Here is a 19,114-nt window from a genome sequence, read left to right as displayed (position 1 = left end):
TCATAATAGATGATGAATCAAGGACAGGCAAATTAAGGATAAAGAAAAATGCTTGCTAGGGTTTGGAGTGCATCGATCGTTGGAATTGACGCGGTAAAGGTGGGTGTTGAGGCTGATGTGTCAGGCGGGCTACCGAAAATTGTGGTTGTGGGGTTGCCAGATTCTGCGGTGCAAGAAGCTAAAGAAAGAGTTAAGGCTACGCTAAAAAATTCGGGATATGGTTTTCCGATGCGGAGTATTGTGATTAATTTAACTCCGGCGGATTTGCGGAAGGAAGGGCCGAGTTTTGATTTGCCGATTGCCATTGGCATTTTAGCAGCATCGGAACAAGTCAGCGCTGAACTTTTGGGAGATTATTTGTTTTTAGGGGAACTTTCTTTAGATGGGAGTTTGCGGCCTGTGGCTGGGGTTTTGCCGATCGCCGCTGCTGCTCAAAAAATGGGTATTTCAGGGTTGGTTGTACCGGCTGGTAACGCGCAGGAAGCGGCTTTGGTGCACGGAATATCTGTTTATGGTTTTGAGAATATTTTTGCTGTTACTGATTTTTTGAACAATCCTGAAGCTTATTCGCCTGTAGAAATAAACGGTAGAGAAGAGTTAGCAAAAACGCGGTTTTCTGGTCTAGATTTAAAGGATGTAAAGGGGCAAATTCACGCGCGACGGGCTTTGGAAATTGCGGCGGCGGGGGGACACAATTTAATTTTTGTGGGGCCGCCAGGGAGCGGTAAGACGATGTTGGCCAGGCGTTTGCCGGGTATTTTGCCGCCGCTGACTTTTGGTGAAGCTTTGGATGTAACTCAAATTCATTCGGTGGCGGGGTTGCTGAAGGATAAGGGGAGCTTGGTGGGCGATCGGCCTTTTCGCAGTCCTCACCATTCGGCATCTGGGCCTTCTTTGGTAGGTGGCGGCAGTTTTCCGCGTCCGGGCGAAATTTCTTTAGCACATCGCGGCATCCTTTTTCTCGATGAATTAACTGAGTTTAAAAGAGATGTTTTGGAGTTTTTGCGGCAACCGCTGGAAGATGGTTATGTGACGATTTCTCGGACTAGACAATCGGTGATGTTTCCGGCTCAATTTACTTTAGTTGCAAGTACGAATCCTTGCGCTTGCGGTTATTACGGGGATTCGATCCAACAGTGTACTTGTTCGCCGCAAAAGAGGGAGCAATATTGGGCAAAACTTTCGGGGCCTTTGATGGATCGGATTGATTTGCAAGTGGCAGTTAATCGTTTGAAACCTGAAGAAATTACGCGACAGCCGACGGGGGAGGAGTCGGAACCGGTGCGGGTGAGGGTGCAGCGGGCGCGAGAGCTCGCTACTCGCCGTTTTCAGTCGGAATCTAGTTTACGCTGTAATGCCCAGATGCAAAGCAGCCACATTAACACATGGTGTCAGTTGGATGATGCTTCTCGGAATTTATTGGAGATGGCAATTCGGAAATTGGGGCTTTCTGCAAGGGGGAGCGATCGAATTTTGAAAGTTGCTAGAACTATTGCTGATTTGTCGGGGGATGAAAGCTTGAAAACTCATCATGTGGGGGAGGCGGTGCAGTATCGGACGATCGATCGGATGCAGTAAACAGCGGCTCAAAAGACACAATCCCCGATCCCCGACTTTTTAAAGAAGTTGGGGATCTAACAGTTGATTCGGCGATTTGCATCGCTTCTAAACATACGAAGTCCCAGCAGAGGGGAAATAAGGGATTAAGGGGGTATTTAAGCTCGGTTAATGGTGTCCAATTATTTAATTGAGCCACTGAAACGCCCCGATGTTCCCATGTTTGTTGTCTGATTTTGTGCTGCATGGTGCCAGGATCGCTGGTGAGAGTTGCGTAAGTTCTGTTAGTGTTATATTGGGAGAGGCGACAGGAAACCAAGGCAGCAGTTAAAGTGGCGATCGAGGAAGCTTTAGATCGATTTACCCAAAGCTACTCAACTGAAGTGTATTAGCGCAAATATTAAGATGTTTATCAGCACGTCTACGGATCTTATGGTGAGGCCACACGCAGTATTTATACCACCGCAGCTTGAAGCTGGTGTCAATGCCACACACCCACAGCTTTTGTCAAAAATTCCTCATAATTTCATCAGAAATTCATCAAGTTTTTACCCACTTTTTGGCATTTTTACTGTAATTTATGATACCGATCACCAAAGTTGCACCAATCTTCCCAACGGCTGAATTTTTAATATTTAATTTCTCGCTCTCGCTCTCCCTCACTCTTCCTCACTCTTCCTCACTCTTCCTCTTTCCCTGGCCCCCTCTCGCTGTTTCACCTTAAAATTTTAAATTTTTGAGTGACAAATCATGGCACGATCGCAGCGCGTTTTGATACCATGCAATCAAGCGCAAGACAATCAGGGAATGCACTGGAGGTGTGTAAATGGAGCTTTTCGCAGAACAAAAACGGTGCTTGGATTGCTTGGTAAGCTCGATCGAGCAATTGGGAGGTCGAGTAGACATTCCAAAGCTAGAGCAGATAGCTGAGCTAATCATTCAAACAATGAGAGGGCCTTGGCGGTACTTTCACACGTCGGAACACATTTTTGAGGTCGGGGGGTCAGTCGATCCGATCGAGGTTCTGGCTGCGCTGTTTCACGACCTCGTGTACGTGCAAGTCGATCAGGGCGTTAGTTTCAATATTAGCAGCGCCCTTTGTCCTTTTGTCAAAGAGGTGCGATCGCAGTTAGTTATTAGAGATGAAACCGAACTGCCCGACGATGCCATGTATCAGCTAGTGGCCTCAGTATTTGGGTTTATTCCCGGCAAGACTCTCTCTCCGTTTGCCGGCCAAAACGAATTCTTGAGTGCTGTTATTGCTGCCAAATCTTTGGAGCCTTTTTTGCCAGCTAGTACGATCGCTGAGATAACAGCTTGCATCGAAGCTACTATCCCTTTTCGTCCCCTTTCGCCCAGCGGTTTGAGCGCGATCGAACTTTTGCACCAGCGTTTGGTAAGTATAAATCGCGATTTTAACTTGGGATGGAGCGATACCCAAACCGTAGAAATTGTCAAGCGAGCGGTCAGGTTAGCCAATCGGGATGTGGAGAATTTTGCCTCTCCAAATTCCTCTAATTTCTTAGACAATACCTGGAATTTGATGCCAGAAACCAACCACGAATTATTGACCAATGTTAATTCCTATACTGTTGCCGGATATCGCAGGTCTCTGCAAAAAATGGAAGGATTTTTGAACTTCCTCAAACCCGAACTGGTTTTCCAGCAGTTTATGCAAGAGCCGGACGATGAAACCTACGCTAACCTGATTGCCAGAACTCGCAAAAATATCGAAGTTGCTAAACTTTATTTTGGGGTCAAGCTAATTACCATCGCCATTTTAGAAGCTCTTTCTCACCGTTTGGGTAGCGATATTCCGCTTTCAACTATGATGGGAGAATTGCGCGCCCCAGGAGGATTTAAGACCTCTGTTTTGGAGGATTACTTGCCCAACAAACAGATAGCCTACCCATTAGAAACTGAGTTGGAAAAAGAGGTTTTAAATTTGTTAGCAATAGGACGAAATCAAGAATCGCGCTATGATATTAAAAACTCTCCCGTAGCTACGTTTATTATCAAATCTATCGGCTTTGCTGAAACAGAAAACCTTTTGAAGAAAGCTCAAGAGTTTTTTGCCGGTCATATTACCTCGGAAGAGTTTCTCTCTTACTGCGCTCCTGATGTCATCGAAACCATCTCCTCCGGCGTGATGAAACTCTTTGACAGCAGGAAAACAGCTTTAGGGAAAGTTAAATTAGTTCACCAAACAGTTTCTTAGGATAGGTTGGCACAATCTTAAAACGTTTTCCATCGCAGAAACTTGGTGTCTTGAGTTCAGCCACAATGTCCGGTTAGTCTGAGATGTTGCACTATTGTCAATAACGGGCTCTGGGGCCCGTTCCACAAAGAATGAGTTTTTTTGTGGGGAGTAGGTGTTTGGGAAGAGATCCCGCCCATAGCAGGCTTATTGACAATGGTGCAAGCTCTCAGTTTAAACCATAAAAAAAGTCCTCTTTAAAGGACTTTAGCTATGAGTCTAGGGTTTTAGCCCCTGGCGGACTAATTCGACATCCAACTTCTATTGCGGTGAACCAGCCGCACCCTCTGCACCGGAGTTGCTATCAGGTACAGCCGTACCTGTAGGATTAGAATTGCTCTGGCTTTCCGTATTAGTTTCGCCGCTCGTACCTGCTCCAGAAGCACCATCATCTTGAGTTGGAGATGGAGTAGCTGAACTCTCCGGTGCTGGAGTTGGCGGAGTGGAAGCTGGGTCCCTCTGCGAATTCGGAACCGTAGTATCGGTATTATTTGACGGCGAAGATGGAGACGGCGCTGCTTCCTTAGCGGGTGCATCTTGCTGCTGTGAATTTGGAATTGTAATATTGATATTGGGAGCCGGACTTGTTTGAGGAGCCGGAGTCGCCTGTTGAGCTGGACTTGGTTGAGGAGCAGGCGTAGCTTTTTGAACAGGAGAGGGTTGAACCGGAACCGGAACAATCTTTTGAATGATCGTTTTTTCTCTCTCTATAGTCCGAGTCGGAGCTGGTGTTGCTGAAGGCTGATTTGCTTTCGGTACAACAATCACAGGAGCAGCAGTAGGATTAGGAGCCTCCTCGCCCCGATTGAAGTAATATACACTGCCCAGAACTAAGCCTACCAAAGAAGCAAGAAGAATCCCTAATAATAACCCGCGACCTGCATTCTCATTATCGCGGACTTCTTGGACTCCAAGTTGGCGGTGGTTTTCCGCCATTTGACCCTGTACATAACCTTGGTGATGAGCTGCTTCTTTAGAAGCCTTCGCCGCTGTACTCGGAACACTTGTAGTAGTTCGTGTTGTACTGACGTGACCGTTAGTTGCATCTGTGTGAACTTCTTGATGAATTTCACGGCTAGAGCTATTTTCTTCGTTAGGTTTCATAATTATCTTACCCACAATTATTCAAAAATATTTGTCTCTAGGAGATTCTCTGGTTTGAAAACTTGAGCTAAGCTGTTGAGCAGTTAAATCACTTATTTTGATTTACTGTCAAGATTCAGGTGTAAGCGTTGGGTGTTTGGCTCATACCATACCAGTTTAAATGCTTAACAGCTTTCTGCTTAGGGAGTTTAGAGAACTGTTGGTTTCTCCTTCATCTGTATTAAATATAACTCGCCAAGGTATTAAGCAGGCTCTACCCTCAGAGTGATTGCCAGAGTCCCCAAAGGAATAGAATTAGCCGGACTTCAACAAAGAAGACCGGCTAAATGAGTTATTTATAATGCTTGCAGAGCAAGCATCTAGCAATCGCAGGAGTCGTTAATTTTTGATCCTACCCCAATCCTCCCCGAAGTTGCGGAGAGGAAGTAATAAATTCGCTGCTGCGAGGATTGTTATTGATGATTTATGACACCCTTAAAAGTGGCAACTTTACGGTCGGAGTGGGAAGACAATTCATCAGAGAAATCTGGAAACAAGAGAAGGGAGTAGTAAGAGTTACTAGCTTTCTATTTATCAAGCCACTTTATGCTTGAAATTTGTTTAAATCCGGTTAAATAGCCACAATTAAGTTTTTAGTAATCAAGGCAAGTTTTTTCTTCTCCATCAAGAGAGGATAGTCGTACTCACGACCAACAAGCTTTATTACGAGAAATTAACCGGACAGAAGCCTTACTAACAACTAATTTTTTTTTACTCGGTTCTTTCAATGATGATAGTCATGTGAGCAACTAATGCACCTATCGCTCCTACTGCTGCAATTACTGGAAACAAGGCCGCACCAATCACTCCACCGACTACTCCGACTGTCAGAGGAACTTCTACCAAGATCCGCCCCTCTTCATTTTTGATAATGATGCGTCGGATATTTCCTTCGTGAATCAGTTCTTTAACTTTAGCTACCAAATCGTCGCCGTTAATCTTCAATTCCTCGACGCTAACTTTTTGCTGAGTATAAGCTGGGGTTTCTAAAGGAGTTGTTTCAAAATTAACCTCACTAACTTTTTGGGAAGAAACTTTTTCAGATACAGGTATTGATTCGAGTTCTCTTGTCCCGACCGGTTCTTGTAGGCGATCTGTAGGGGTGTCCATTTTTTGTTCTCCTTTTAGGTAAAAGTATTTTTGTATAGAATTATTTAGAAATATAACACGCAGCTTTTTGTCGATAAATCCTTCTTTTGGGTGATATTGCTGCTGGTGCTATCGTGCCTTGGTCTCTCGATCTTTAATCGCGATCGCCTAAAATCCTTCCTCGGTAGACCCTAGCTGGCGACTTCTCTAGTGCCGCTTGGTTAACAGTCTGCTTCTGGGCCTCGCACCGCCCCACTCTTCAAAAACCTCCAATCGAGACAGCCCAAGGATTAAAGGGACTTTCACACTCTCAGAGACTCAGACTCAACAGGTGTACAGGTTGAAATACTGACATTGTACTGAAAGTACGATCGTCGCGCCGTGTATACAGTTACCACCTCTAGTTCGGGAAACCGCACATGGAAACCGTCGCTTACTTTCCTCAAATGTCATTTGAATTTAACTCAGTGCGATCGCCCAAGCAAACCCGCCCCCCCGAGGTTCCTCAAATCAACATCTTAGAGTTTCTAATGAGAATTGCCTAAAATCAAGGGGGAGGAGAAGTAATCGCAATCAAAATACTATCGCAACCAAACCAACTTCCTCAAATTGAAGTGGAGGTTGGGGAAAGGCGGGTAAAATACTATTATTTCCTTCTGCTTCCTCTTGATTCTCCGTATCCGATTTGCCAGTGACAGAATCTGAATATCAAGTTGGCTGCCCGACGGTACTTTTCTGTAAACTTTTAAGGCACATCAAGCGGATGTGTGGAATGTGAGGTTTAGTTGCGATCGCACAACTTTAGCATCGGCTGGGAAAAATTAGTCGGTGAAGCTTTGGAGGATCGATGCGAGTAAAGTATAAGCTGCCGAACTTGACAAATTGCTCGCCATCGGCTGTCCCTGGCTGGAAGACTACCTACAATTCCAGGGTTGAGTGCGATCGGCATTTGTACGAAAAAACTGACAATTGACATTTCTTGGCAATTGCCCGAAACCGATTTGGCATGAATAGTCAAATAGGTTATCGGCTGCCCATTTGTCGCTATTCTTGTCTTATTGTAATATAATTTTACGCAAGGGGTAATACCAAATGTACTACCAGAGGTCGCAGATGTCTATCAATCTGAACCAAATTAATGTTGTCAAACATAAAAAATAGTTATGACTGTTATATTCGGATTAGTAGAATCTTGGATCTGTCAAATTTACTACATAATTAGGTTTCAAAGGAGTGCCGGCTGTTAAATTAATCTAACCTGCAATATCGTTTCGGGTGACACCCGCACGATTTAACACCCAAAAATTTCTGCTGAAGTAACTCAATTTGAGCGAACAGAGTAGAGTTGATTTCATAGCTATAAAAAAAATAGAAAAAGCCGTCTAAATAGTAAGCAATACTCCAGCACCCAACCGCTACTGCCAATTACCAAAGGAGGGAGCAGTGTATGAAAATGACGGGTTGAGTCCCCTGAAATCACCGCTTGGTTTGCGATCGACTCTACAGGAATTAACCCTGTACGACTTTCTCCTCGAGTCTGAGTGTCCGGGGAACGAAGTTGCTAAAATTTTTCAAGCAAACCCTTTAGTTCCCGGCATCATCATCACTCAGCAAGGAAAGTTTATAGGGATGATTTCGCGGCGGCGTTATTTTGAACACATGAGCCGCCCCTACAGTTTGGAGTTATTTTCTCAACAACCTTTGTTTATACTCTACCGCTTTACTAAAACGGATATGTTGGTTCTCGATCGCGAAACCTCAATTATGACTGCAGTGCGGCAGTCTTTGGAGCGATCGCCCGAATTAATCCACGAACCCATTGTAGTACAAGTCGAACCGGAAACTTACAAACTTTTAGACGTACACCAACTGCTGCTTTCTCAGTTGCAAATTCACGAGTTGTCAACAGTGGCGATGCGCGAGTCGCAAGCGCAATTAAGACATCAAGCCCAACAGCTCGAACTTGCCCTGCTGGAACTTCAGCGCACTCAAACTCAACTAATTCAAACAGAGAAAATGTCTTCTTTGGGGCAGTTAGTAGCAGGAGTAGCTCACGAAATTAACAATCCGATCGGCTTTATATCTAGCAATTTATACCACGCTCAAGAGTACACGCAAGCTTTAATGCGGATGCTCGACATCTACAGGCAGCACTGTCCCGAATTCATACCGGAAATTGCAGCAGAAGCCGAAAAAATCGAACTCGATTATTTAGTTGAAGACTTGCCGAAAGTGTTAAATTCCATGCAGCAAGGTGCAAAAAGAGTCCGCGACATCGTTTTGTCGCTGCGGAATTTTTGCAGGTTGGACGAAGCTCAAATGAAGCAGGTCAACATTCACGACGGTATCAACAACACGATTATGCTTTTGCAAAGCCAGCTTAAAGGGAAACCGGGGCAGGAGGCGATCGAAATTCACAAAGAATACAGCGACTTGCCACTGGTGCAGTGCTATCCCGGACAGCTCAATCAGGTATTTATGAATATTTTACTTAATGCAATTTACGCTCTGGTTGAGTCTAATAAACACGAAAAGGTTGATAAAAAAAGCACGAAAAAGTCGCAATCAGCGGAAGAAAAGCAGTCTTGTACAAAGACTCAATCATCAGTTTCTAAGTCTACCCGCCTAAGTCCTATGATTCGGATTCGCACCGAGTTAAGTGATAAAAAAAAGGTAATAATTAAAATTTCTGACAATGGCCCGGGCATGACTGAAGATGTTCGGAAGCGGTTGTTTGATCCTTTCTTTACTACTAAGCCGGTCGGCAAAGGAACGGGTTTGGGACTGTCGATTAGCTATGAAATTGTTGTCAACCAACACGGCGGCGAATTGAAGTGCTTTTCGGAACCGGGAAAAGGAGCAGAATTTGCGATCGAGATTCCGCTTCAACAGTCTTCCGTAGCACAGATTTTGCCTCGCTTTGCGTGATACAACAGAAGGAAGAAGGAAGAAGCAATAAAAGTTAGGGACTCGGCCGTTGAAACCGCTTAAGAGTCAAACTTTCGTTTTTGTGTCTTGAGACTAAAGAATAAAACCCGCCGGCTAGCGCGAACCTTTGCAAACCCATTTCCACAAAGGATGACTGGGCCCTCGCTGGCGAATGCGGCGCACTTGTTGTTCCAAACCCTGTTTTTCCCGATGGGGCAATCCTCGCACCATATTGCGGCTTTGCCAAGTTAGCACTCCTAAAGTCATTCCCAAGCACAAACCCAAACCGAGAGTTGGCCAGCGATTAAAAGATAAACCGTAGCGCACGGCCGCCCAAGTGAAGTGTTCAAACCACAAAGCGATTTCGCGGCGCAAACCCCAAATGCTCAAAGAACCGACGCTAATCCACAGTAATATCACAGTTAACCAGCGGCCGTAAACTGTTAGTTTGTGAAGCCTTTGGACTTCAATTTGAAAATTTGCGTCGCTTTGATTAGTCATCAGTCATTAGTTATTAGTCATTAGTATTTAGGGTACCCAGCACGCAGCTTACCACTATAAGTGACGCGTCAAACCATTTTTTTGCCTTAGTCCTGAGTTAACCGTTAACAGCAATCAGCAGCTTAATAACTAATGACTGATCGGCCAGGACAATTAAACTTCCTCTGACTGGTTGATTCCTTCTGCAGGGACAGGGATAGAGTGGGCCGTGCGAGTGCGCCACCAAGCTAGCAGCGTACTGGCAATGAAAATACTCGAATACGCACCCGCAATAAAGCCGACAATCAATGCTAAAGCAAAGTATTTGAGGGTTTCGCCGCCAAACAAAAAGATTGAAAACAAAGTGAGCAGCGTTGTCATAGTCGTGTTAATTGACCTTCCCAGCGTCTGCATGACCGCATCATCGACAATTTGATTTATCGACTGTCCCGGATTTAGCTTGATTACTTCGCGAACGCGATCGTAAATTACCACTGTATCGTTAACTGAAAAACCGATAATTGTCAAGATTGCCACTACAAACAAACTGTCCACTTCCACACCTTGAACTAAACCTAAAATTGAGAAGATACCAACAGTAATGAACACGTCGTGAAACAGAGCTACAAAAGCAAAAAAGGCATAATCTAACTGAAATCGGAATGTCAGATAAATAGTAATGCCAGCAAAGGAAAGAAATACAGCCAACAATCCCGAAGTAAATAATTGTTTACCGAGGGTAGGCCCAACCGTATCAATTTGAGTTGAGTTCGGGGCAAAAGCGCCTATTTTATCGCTCAAAGCTGTTTGCAACTTAGTACGTTGTTCGACATCCAAACTTTTCGTGCGTAGCGACAAACCGCGCTGTTCTTTGCCGATAACTTGAATGCTGCTGCCACCTAAACCTTGGGCGTCCAGCACTTCGCGGACAGCAGCAAGATCGATGGGTTTACAATTTTCCGGTTTCGTGCAGTCGAGTTCAAATTGCAGGCGAGTGCCGCCGATAAAATCTAAACTGGGGCGCAGCGGTGCGCGAATGTCGGGACGAGTCCAAGAAATCGCCATCGACACTATACCTGCGAGGATAATAGCGGCGGACATACTCCACCAGATCGATCGCTGTTTGATTACACTAAATTTCATAATTTGAAGGAAGAGGGAAGTTCGGCAACGGATTGTGTAAGCTGTTACGCATCTAAATTGTATTTTTGGGCGGGCGGGACGCCCACCCCACACGAATTTGCTCGAATTTGATTGTCAAATTTAGATGCGCCTCAGCTTAACGGATGTAAGAAGGAAGGAAGAAGTTAACAGTCAACAGTCAACAGTTAACAGTCAACAGTCAACAGTTAAGTATTAGCAGTTTTCGACAAACCGGGACAGAACCACTGAGGTTTCCGCAATGCTGGAAAGCTCAATACTACGAACAGCAGAGTGCGGCTGCAAGTGAGCGCAGTAAACATACTCACTCCCACCCCCAATGCCAGAGTTACAGCAAACCCTTTAACTAAACCAGCACCCAACCAGAACAAAGCAGCACAAGCAATAACTGTTGTGACGTTTCCGTCTAAAATGCTGGAAAAAGCGCGATAAAAACCAGATTCGACCGATCGATAAAGCGATTTCCCCGCCCGCAACTCTTCCCGCGTGCGCTCAAAAATCAGCACGTTAGCATCCACGGCCATCCCGATGCTGAGCACAAAACCAGCAATTCCTGGCAGCGTTAATGTCACTCCCAAAAGCACGAAAGCTGCCCAAGTTAACAGAGCATAAATTAACAGCGCAATATTGGCAATTACGCCGGGGAGTCGATAGTAGGCAACCATGAAAATCAAGACTAAAACTAAGCCGCCGATACCTGCGTTTATACTGCTTTGAATGCTGTCTCTACCCAAACTAGCACCGATCGTGCGGTTTTCTACAATTTCGACAGGCACCGGCAAAGCGCCGCCCCGCAATTGCACTGCTAAATCGTTGGCTTCTTGCGTTGTAAAGTTGCCTTGAATTACGGCACTTCCACCAGTAATTCCTGCTTGGGCAAATTCAACGCCGACGACTGGAGAACTGATCATTCTTTCGTCTAGGAAAATACCGATACTGCGTCCGGTGCCTGCTAAATTTTTAGTGAGTTGGGCAAATAGTTCGCCTCCTTTGGTATCGAAAACAAGAGCAACGTTCCAGTTGTTCCCAGCCGCCAAGGGTTGAGGTTGAGCGTCTTTGAGGTTTTCGCCACCGAGGCCGGTGCTTTTGAAGAGTTTGGCGATCGCCTCATTGCTTCTTTTCAAAGCAGCCTGATTTTCTTTAATAGCCGCCTCATTGTTGCTAGTTTTCAATTCTGCTTGTTTTGCGAGTAATTCCTGCTGCAACTGCCTTTCAATCGCTAATTGTGCTTCTGTTCCGGGCAGTTGTTCCAGAAATTCTAGCTTGGCGGTACCACCCAAGACTCGTTCTGCTTGTTGTGGGTCATTTACTCCGGGCAACTGCACCAGAATTTGGTCTTCTCCTACTGTTTGGACTAATGCTTCGGAAACACCCAAACCGTTGACGCGGTTTTCGACAATCCGCCGCACTGCTTCTAACATTCCCTGATCAATTTTGGGAATTGTGGGGGTAGTTTTTACTTGAATTGTGAGTTGCGACCCTCCTTGCAAGTCTAATCCCAGCCGCGTCGGAATTGTTACTATTACAGTAATGGCGGCGATGATTAAAACAAAAATTAGGGCTAATATTGAACGTTGTTTTTGCATATTTAATTATTAGTCATTGGTCAGTTGGCAGTTGTCAGTTGGCAGTTGGCGGTTGGCAGATTTTAGTCATCAGTCATCAGTCATCAGTCAACAGTCATCAGTCAACAGTCAACAGTCAACAGTCAACCAATGACTATTGACTAATCACTATTTATACTCGCAAAGCTACCATTTTTTGGACTGCCTCGACAATTTGCGTGGGCTGGACAATGGTCAGTCTTTCCAAATTCCCATTGTAAGGTGTGGGAATATCTTGTGAAGACAGGCGCAAAACTGGTGCGTCGAGTTCGTCAAAAAATCGATCGCTAATCGAAGCAATTAGTTCGGCACCGATGCCTCCTGTTTTCATACACTCCTCTACAATAATTACTTTGTGAGTTTTGCGAATGGATGCGCCGATCGTCTCCATGTCCAGGGGTTTGAGAGAAATCAGGTCGATTACTTCTGGATCGTAACCTTCTTTTAGCAGGGCGGGCACGGCTTGCAAGACGTGGTGCCGCATCCTGGAATAAGTCAGGATTGTGACATCTTTGCCCGATCGCACGATTTCTGCTTTGTCCAGCGGCACTAAATATTCTGTTTCTGGCAAATTTTCTTTTAGGTTGTAAAGAAGGACGTGCTCGAAAAACAGAACGGGGTTATCGTCGCGGATTGCTGATTTTAAAAGTCCTTTGGCGTTGTAGGGAGTCGAACAAGCGACTATTTTCAAACCGGGTACTGCTTGGAAATATGCTTCTAACCGCTGGGAGTGTTCCGCGCCGAGTTGCCGGCCCACGCCGCCGGGGCCGCGAATTACCATCGGCATTTTGAAGTTGCCGCCGGATGTGTAGCGCAGCATTCCGGCGTTGTTGGAAATTTGGTTGAAGGCCAGCAGCAAAAAGCCCATGTTCATGCCTTCGATGACCGGCCGGAGTCCCGTCATTGCTGCGCCTACTGCTAGGCCTGTAAAGCTATTTTCGGCGATCGGGGTGTCGAGCACTCTAAGTTCGCCGTATTTGTTGTAGAGGTCTTTGGTGACTTTATAGGAACCGCCATATTGACCTACGTCTTCGCCGAGTACGAATACGGCGGAGTCGCGGGCCATTTCTTCGTCTAACGCCTCGCGGAGGGCGTTGAACAATAAGGTTTCTGCCATAGGAGGTGAAGCAATGATTGCAGGAGGGTCAGATTAGAATCTTAACCTTTCGGGGGTGTCGATCTAGGAGTCGATCGCAAATTTGACAGTTAAAACCTGAGATTTGGGCAATCTTTATCATAACATTTGTATTATGTCAATGAATATTGCAGTTAAAATAATACTAACTTGCCTGCCCACAGCAGAGGAATATTATGCTCCAGACAAAAACTCAACTAACTCTGGAAGAGTTTCTCGCTCTTTCCGAAGGAGAAGGCGATATTACCTACGAACTTATTGACGAGCAAGCAGTACCGAAAATGTCACCTAAAAAATTTCATTCTCGCCTCACCCGAAGCCTAATAAAACTCCTCGAGCAGTGGGGGGACGAACGGGGAGAAATTGGTGTAGAATGGGCGGTGAAATTAACCCGCCACGGGCGAGACTGGGTGCCAGTACCAGACCTTTTATATGTTTCTTACCAACGCTTATCTCCTGACTGGAATCAAGATGAAGCCTGTCCTGTAGTCCCGGAATTAGTCATAGAAATTATTTCACCCGAACAAACTTTCGGTCAGTTAGCTGCTAAAGCGAGAGATTATTTAGATGCTCAGGTATTGCGGGTTTGGGTAGTAGATAGCAAGGCGAGAAGCATTACAGTTTTTTACCCCGATGCAGCACCGCAGACTTATATGGGAGATACCCTATTAAAAGATCCACTTTTTGATGGATTAGAATTTACTGCGACCCAGCTATTTCAAATGGCAAAAATACCGCTAACTTTCTCTTAGATTCCGGACTTCCTCTAGAAGTAGGGGCTCTGGATCTTCGGTTTTTTTGAGCGAGGCTTACTTAATTGCTCATTAATTGGCCAACTCCACATAACAACTAACAACTAACGAATAACTAATGACTAATTTCCGAAAAATGTTTTTGCAATAAATCGTGAATAAATCGATAACGCCGATCGCCCGTTTTTTGCAGCAGCAGGCGATCGGTCGCAGCATCGAGAAAACGCCTGTAATCCCAAGGAATGTAGCCGTTCGACCACAGCACCACGCGCAATATAAAACTTTCAATCCCCGGAATTCCCGGCAAAAAAGCACTAATTACCGCAGCAACAGCACCGGCAATTAATCCCCAAATCGACCCGGAGACTAGGCTGGCAATTAATCCCAAAATCACCCAAATCAGCCCGCCAACCAGCTTAACTCCCAACTGATACTTGCGCCGTTCCTCCTCTGTTTGCAGCCAGCTAGACGGTATGCGATCGAGGTAAAATTCTTGAATTCCTTCCTGTTCCATCCTTCTGGCCAACCATCCCAGCCAGTGGCGAATTTGTTCGGGCCGCAGTTCCTTACCTCTGGGATACTGCTTGACTTGCCCGGCCATTTGGTGGCGAATATAGGCAGTTAACAGATATTTGCGCTGTTCTTCTGCGGAAGTTATGCGCTTCCAAGCTTCGATTAAAATATCGTCGTAAGCCAAAGCCATCATGCTCAAAAGCAAGGGAACTTTTGCCAATTTTAACAACTCCGGCTCCCGCTCTATGCTGTACCAAAGTTCGCGGCTTCTGGCTTCTAGCAGATAATTTTGAATTTGATTTTCTCTTAAAGGTTTCAATAAAACCGCTGCTTGCAGGCGAAATCTAGTATCGCAGTTTTTGTAAGCTTCAAAACTGCTGCAAGCTACTAAATGTTTGGGTTGAAATTCGCTTTCCACAAATTGATTGATTGCTTGAATGCAGCTATTTTGGCGGTGAGTTTCTACTTCGTCCAAGCCGTCGAGGAGAGGCAGCAATTTTTGTTCGGCAAGCCATTTTTTGCCGACAGCAGGAGAGATGCCGTATTTGAACTGAAGTTGAGCAATTAACCAATCGGCGATCGCCCCGGATTCTGCTTTCCACGATCCGAGTTCAAACAGCACTGGTACTGGCAAACTAGCATCTTTTTGGGCGCGGGAAATTAATACGCGAGCTAATTCTAGCAGCGTCGTAGTTTTGCCTGCACCCGTGGCTCCCAAAATTACCAATTTGCCGCCGGCGCGATCGAACACTTTAGCAATGCTGGCTTTGGGTGAAAGCCGAAAACTCGGACGGTTGCCGGCTTTCACTTCCACATCCCAACAGCGGTTAACACCAACAGGAGGCGATTCTTGGCTGAGGTTAGCCAGCACAGCAGCGTGCAAAGACTGCGATCGTCCTGCTTGGACTTCCTGCTTCACCTCCTCCAACAATTGATCGCGGGGCGCTTGTAATCTCAGAGGAATCAATTTTGACATTTTATGTACCTCGCGCTGAACGCTTACCTTCGCAAATTTGCGCGCAAATAACCCAGAGCAAGATTACCATCAGTATAGGCGTCCAGTATATATTGACTCAAATTATTGCGACAATTATGGATCTGAAATTTTATCTAAAAATCCTGACCCTGTGGGCCGCACTAGGTATTTCCACTGTAAATTAACTGGCGATCGCCCCAACTCTCAAACAAAAATTATTAGTATAGATACAGAGAGGGTTTTTTATGTCATTTACTAAGGGTCAAATCATCACAGTAAGCTTAGCAGGACTGGCAACAGCGGTGGGAGTGGCTGTTGCAACTATACAGTCGGGTGCGATGAAACAATCCGATCTTCCCCTTGCAGAATCCCCGGCATCCACCAGAAACCAGATTGCAGGGCCCACGAACAACCCTGAATCTCGGCAACCAAAATCTCTGCAAGCACAAACCCAGGCTGCAGAATCTCCGAAATCCAAACCCCAACCTGCAAAAACCCCGGCTGTTCAATCCTCGCTAGTTGCAGGAGTCTCTCCGCGAAAAGTTGAGCCAGTAGTTGTCACACCGCCCAATTCGGGTTGCAAAATCACCCAGGCTGTAGTCAGCGATCCGAATCCACCGCTAAATGTGCGATCGAGCCCCCAAGTAAGGGGCAGCCAAATTGTAGGAAAACTCAAAAATAATACCTTTGTTTCAGTCGCCGAAGAACAAAACGGTTGGCTGCGAATTACCGATCCAGTTCCCGGTTGGGTTGCGAAAAGACGCACCGAAAGCAGTTGTTCTAACCTCAACCAGCAGATTAATTTTCTGCCGGGAGGAGATGAAGCAATTGTTAAAGGTCGAATTATCGGCGGCGGCAGCCACTCTTACCGGATTCGAGCCCGAAAAGGTCAAACAATGACTGTTAAGAATCGGAAAGATGTTTTTCCCCAAATTATAACTCCTCGTGGCAAACTTTTAGCCGGAGATCCTTATCAAGGCAATGAAACAGAGTGGAGTGGAAAAGTGCCCGTAACAGGCAATTACACATTACAATTAGACTCTAATTTCCGGGGATACGAATACGAATTTTCGGTTAAATTGCGCTAATTTGCCTGACATCTGTGGGAACAGGCACTGCCCTGCCCCTACCCGGATATGGGACTTTTAATCAATAGTATAATTAAGGAATCGTTCCCAGCGAGATATCAAGAATCGCAAATTTCTGCCAATCTTCAGAATCAAAGTGCCACCATTCGGTTGTGATACCGATAAATCCGTGTTTTTTCATCGCATCCTTAAGCACTTGACGATTTTTCCGAGATTCCGCGCTGCCGCCTTGATAATCTCCGTGAGCTTTTTCGGTAAAATCATCGTAAGGTGTGGGCATTTCTAATTCTTTGCCAGTGCGATCGACTAAAGTCAAATCTATAGCAGCACCGCGATTGTGCCGCGAACCCCTAGCAGGATTAGCAACATAGCGCGGATCTGGCCAAGCTTGCCACATTTGCTTAGTCACAGAGAAAGGCCTGTAGCAATCGTAAACTTTCAAACCCAATCCGATTTTTTCCAAATCTGTTTGAACTAGCCCTAACTTTTGAGCAACAGAACTTCTCAAAGCGCATTTCGATATAGGATAAAGTTTTCGTTTCAAGAAATTGTTAGTAGTGGCGTATCGAATATCGAGGCGAATGTTGGGATTTACGGTGCGGATGTCAACCAGTCGCGCCGAACGAGGAAGTTGACTCATGAAAATACTTTCAGGTACTACTGGGTTTAGTTCTGGTTGGGGAATTTGCACTTGTGGCGGCTCCTGGGCGCGAATCGACATTGTATAATTCAGTGTGGTTGTAGATAGTAATATTAGAGCGAATACAATTAAATATTTTGTAAATCGGTTGAATTTCATAGCTCTGTTAAGTAAATATTTAATAGAGTTTTTACATTTCATATTGTGGGGAATTTTCGCGTTTTTCATGTTGTCTGCCAGCCCGCCAGACCGACAGGGGTTGAAACCCCTGTCTCATAGCTAAAGTCCTCGCTATGAGGACTGAAATATTTCTCTAAAACTTTTATTTTATGAGTCTTTCAGTCGGTTTTAACCGACTTTAGTTATGAGACGGGGGTTTTAACCCCCGGCAAACTGTGGGACAAGCGCGAGAACGCTCGCTCTCTTTTCTCTCTGAGTCATTTTTAATTGTTAATTGTCCTCAAATTCCCAAGCGCTGATACACTAAATCTAAGTGCCTCAATTGATACTGCGGATCGAAACAATCATCAATTTCTTTGGTCGTCATCTTAGCTGTTACGCGCTCGTCCTTAGCAATTAAATTGTAGAAATTGCCACCCGGTTTGTTCCAAGCTTCGTGAGCACAAGATTGCACAATTTTGTAGGCTTCTTCGCGACTCGTGCCTTTTTCTACTAAGGCTAACATCACGCGCTGGCTGAAGATGACTCCCCCGTAAAGGTTCATGTTTTGCTTCATATTTTCGGGATAGACTAGCAGGTGTTTTACTAAGTCTGTGGTTTCTACTAACATGAAGTGAGTTACTGTAGAACTGTCGGGCAAAATCATCCGTTCTACGGAACTGTGAGAGATGTCTCTTTCGTGCCAAAGTGCAACGTTTTCTAAGGCTGCGACGGCGTTGGCGCGGACTATTCTCGCCATCCCTGTGAGTCTTTCCGATCGAATCGGGTTGCGTTTGTGGGGCATGGCGGATGAGCCTTTTTGCCCTTTGGAAAAGAATTCTTCGACTTCGAGAACGTCGGTGCGTTGCAGGTTGCGGATTTCTACTGCAAAACGCTCGATCGATGCTGCTAAGAGTGCTAAGGTTTGGACGTATTCGGCGTGTCGATCGCGCGAAATGACTTGAGTGGATGCGGTATCCGGTTCGAGTCCGAGGTTTTGACAGGCGATCGCTTCAATTCGCGGGTCAATATTAGCATAGGTTCCGACTGCGCCGGAGATTTTGCCGACTGCAATGGACGATCGCAAATTCACTAATCGGGCGCGGCTGCGAAAGACTTCTGCCAGCCATCCTGCTAGTTTAAAGCCAAAGGTGATGGGTTCAGCGTGAATTCCGTGCGATCGGCCAACCATGACGGTATTGCGATGCTGTTGAGCCTGATAGCGAATAGCTTGACTCAATTCTTCGACACGTTCTAACAAAATATTGACGCTAGCGACTAATTGCAGCGCCAAAGCAGTATCGAGCACATCGGAACTGGTTAAGCCGAGGTGAATGTAGCGGCCGGCATCGCCTACATATTCGTTGACATTTGTCAAGAAGGCGATCATGTCGTGGCGGACTTCCGCTTCTATTTCGAGGACTCGTTTGGGGTCAAAATTAGCCTTAGCTTTGATTTCTTCGACTGCGGCGGCGGGGATGTAGCCGAGTTCGGCTTGAGCTTCGCAGACAGCGATTTCTACTTGCAGCCAGGTTTTCAGTTTGGCGGTTTCAGTCCAGATGTTGCCCATTTCGGGCAAAGTGTAGCGCTCTATCACGGTGGGAGTTGGGGAATGCGATCGTCCTATTGTAC

Annotated in this window: 16 protein-coding genes; 6 read left to right on the top strand and 10 right to left on the bottom strand. The window is 45.7% G+C overall.

Annotated elements, in window-relative coordinates; translation table 11 throughout:
* Positions 1-48: 48 nt before the first annotated feature.
* Together QUA45_RS18260 and QUA45_RS18255 are read left to right on the top strand one after the other, a co-directional pair.
* On the top strand, positions 49-1,578 hold the full coding sequence (locus tag QUA45_RS18260) for a YifB family Mg chelatase-like AAA ATPase (protein WP_333221772.1): 1,530 nt from the start codon (positions 49-51) through the stop codon (positions 1,576-1,578).
* An 805-nt stretch (positions 1,579-2,383) separates the two neighbouring features.
* Positions 2,384-3,775, top strand: a complete 1,392-nt coding sequence (locus QUA45_RS18255) for a hypothetical protein (protein WP_333094320.1) — start codon at positions 2,384-2,386, stop codon at positions 3,773-3,775.
* A gap of 300 nt (positions 3,776-4,075) precedes the next feature.
* On the opposite strand, the gene QUA45_RS18250 is transcribed toward QUA45_RS18255, so the two are convergent.
* Both QUA45_RS18250 and QUA45_RS18245 read right to left on the bottom strand, forming a co-directional pair.
* Positions 4,076-4,918, bottom strand: coding sequence for a hypothetical protein (locus QUA45_RS18250; protein ID WP_333094318.1), 843 nt, complete (start codon positions 4,916-4,918; stop codon positions 4,076-4,078).
* A 750-nt stretch (positions 4,919-5,668) separates the two neighbouring features.
* A complete protein-coding gene (locus QUA45_RS18245; RefSeq protein ID WP_333094317.1) occupies positions 5,669-6,067 on the bottom strand; it encodes a DUF4342 domain-containing protein in 399 nt (132 codons plus the stop codon).
* Positions 6,068-6,465: 398 nt separating this feature from the next.
* Here QUA45_RS18245 and QUA45_RS18240 point away from each other — a divergent pair, with 398 nt between their 5' ends.
* Positions 6,466-6,591 (top strand): hypothetical protein, encoded by a 126-nt coding sequence (locus QUA45_RS18240; RefSeq protein ID WP_333221771.1) that lies wholly within the window; start codon positions 6,466-6,468, stop codon positions 6,589-6,591.
* A gap of 236 nt (positions 6,592-6,827) precedes the next feature.
* Here QUA45_RS18240 and QUA45_RS18235 read toward each other — a convergent pair whose 3' ends face one another.
* Positions 6,828-7,064: a hypothetical protein gene (locus QUA45_RS18235; RefSeq protein WP_333221770.1), complete on the bottom strand. Its 237-nt coding sequence runs from the start codon at positions 7,062-7,064 to the stop codon at positions 6,828-6,830.
* A 425-nt stretch (positions 7,065-7,489) separates the two neighbouring features.
* Between QUA45_RS18235 and QUA45_RS18230 the strand changes: the two genes are divergently transcribed.
* Positions 7,490-8,974, top strand: coding sequence for an ATP-binding protein (locus QUA45_RS18230; RefSeq protein WP_333221769.1), 1,485 nt, complete (start codon positions 7,490-7,492; stop codon positions 8,972-8,974).
* A 114-nt stretch (positions 8,975-9,088) separates the two neighbouring features.
* On the opposite strand, the gene QUA45_RS18225 is transcribed toward QUA45_RS18230, so the two are convergent.
* The 4 genes from QUA45_RS18225 to QUA45_RS18210 form a co-directional block, all read right to left on the bottom strand.
* Positions 9,089-9,475 (bottom strand): hypothetical protein, encoded by a 387-nt coding sequence (locus tag QUA45_RS18225; RefSeq protein ID WP_333094312.1) that lies wholly within the window; start codon positions 9,473-9,475, stop codon positions 9,089-9,091.
* 153 nt (positions 9,476-9,628) lie between these two features.
* Entirely contained in the window at positions 9,629-10,597 is a 969-nt protein-coding gene (secF, locus tag QUA45_RS18220) for a protein translocase subunit SecF (RefSeq protein ID WP_333094311.1), read from the bottom strand.
* Between the two features lie 206 nt (positions 10,598-10,803).
* Positions 10,804-12,201: a protein translocase subunit SecD gene (gene secD / locus QUA45_RS18215; protein ID WP_333094309.1), complete on the bottom strand. Its 1,398-nt coding sequence runs from the start codon at positions 12,199-12,201 to the stop codon at positions 10,804-10,806.
* Positions 12,202-12,352: 151 nt separating this feature from the next.
* A complete protein-coding gene (locus QUA45_RS18210; RefSeq protein ID WP_333221768.1) occupies positions 12,353-13,336 on the bottom strand; it encodes an alpha-ketoacid dehydrogenase subunit beta in 984 nt (327 codons plus the stop codon).
* 194 nt (positions 13,337-13,530) lie between these two features.
* On the opposite strand from QUA45_RS18210, the gene QUA45_RS18205 reads away from it, so the two are divergent.
* Complete coding sequence (locus tag QUA45_RS18205) at positions 13,531-14,106, top strand: Uma2 family endonuclease (protein WP_333221767.1); 576 nt, start codon at positions 13,531-13,533, stop codon at positions 14,104-14,106.
* 115 nt (positions 14,107-14,221) lie between these two features.
* Here QUA45_RS18205 and QUA45_RS18200 read toward each other — a convergent pair whose 3' ends face one another.
* On the bottom strand, positions 14,222-15,595 hold the full coding sequence (locus tag QUA45_RS18200) for an NACHT domain-containing protein (protein ID WP_333221766.1): 1,374 nt from the start codon (positions 15,593-15,595) through the stop codon (positions 14,222-14,224).
* Positions 15,596-15,840: 245 nt separating this feature from the next.
* On the opposite strand from QUA45_RS18200, the gene QUA45_RS18195 reads away from it, so the two are divergent.
* Positions 15,841-16,683 carry an SH3 domain-containing protein gene (locus QUA45_RS18195; protein ID WP_333094301.1) on the top strand — a complete coding sequence of 281 codons (843 nt, stop codon included), beginning with the start codon at positions 15,841-15,843 and terminating at the stop codon, positions 16,681-16,683.
* Positions 16,684-16,756: 73 nt separating this feature from the next.
* On the opposite strand, the gene QUA45_RS18190 is transcribed toward QUA45_RS18195, so the two are convergent.
* Complete coding sequence (locus QUA45_RS18190; protein WP_333221765.1) at positions 16,757-17,482, bottom strand: M15 family metallopeptidase; 726 nt, start codon at positions 17,480-17,482, stop codon at positions 16,757-16,759.
* A gap of 301 nt (positions 17,483-17,783) precedes the next feature.
* Entirely contained in the window at positions 17,784-19,079 is a 1,296-nt protein-coding gene (purB, locus tag QUA45_RS18185; RefSeq protein WP_333221776.1) for an adenylosuccinate lyase, read from the bottom strand.
* Between the last annotated feature and the right edge of the window lie 35 nt (positions 19,080-19,114).

Source organism: Microcoleus sp. Pol12A5, from assembly GCF_036701435.1.
In the GTDB taxonomy this organism is placed as follows: Bacteria; Cyanobacteriota; Cyanobacteriia; order Cyanobacteriales; family Microcoleaceae; genus Microcoleus.
This window is presented reverse-complemented; position numbering and strand designations above follow the sequence as displayed.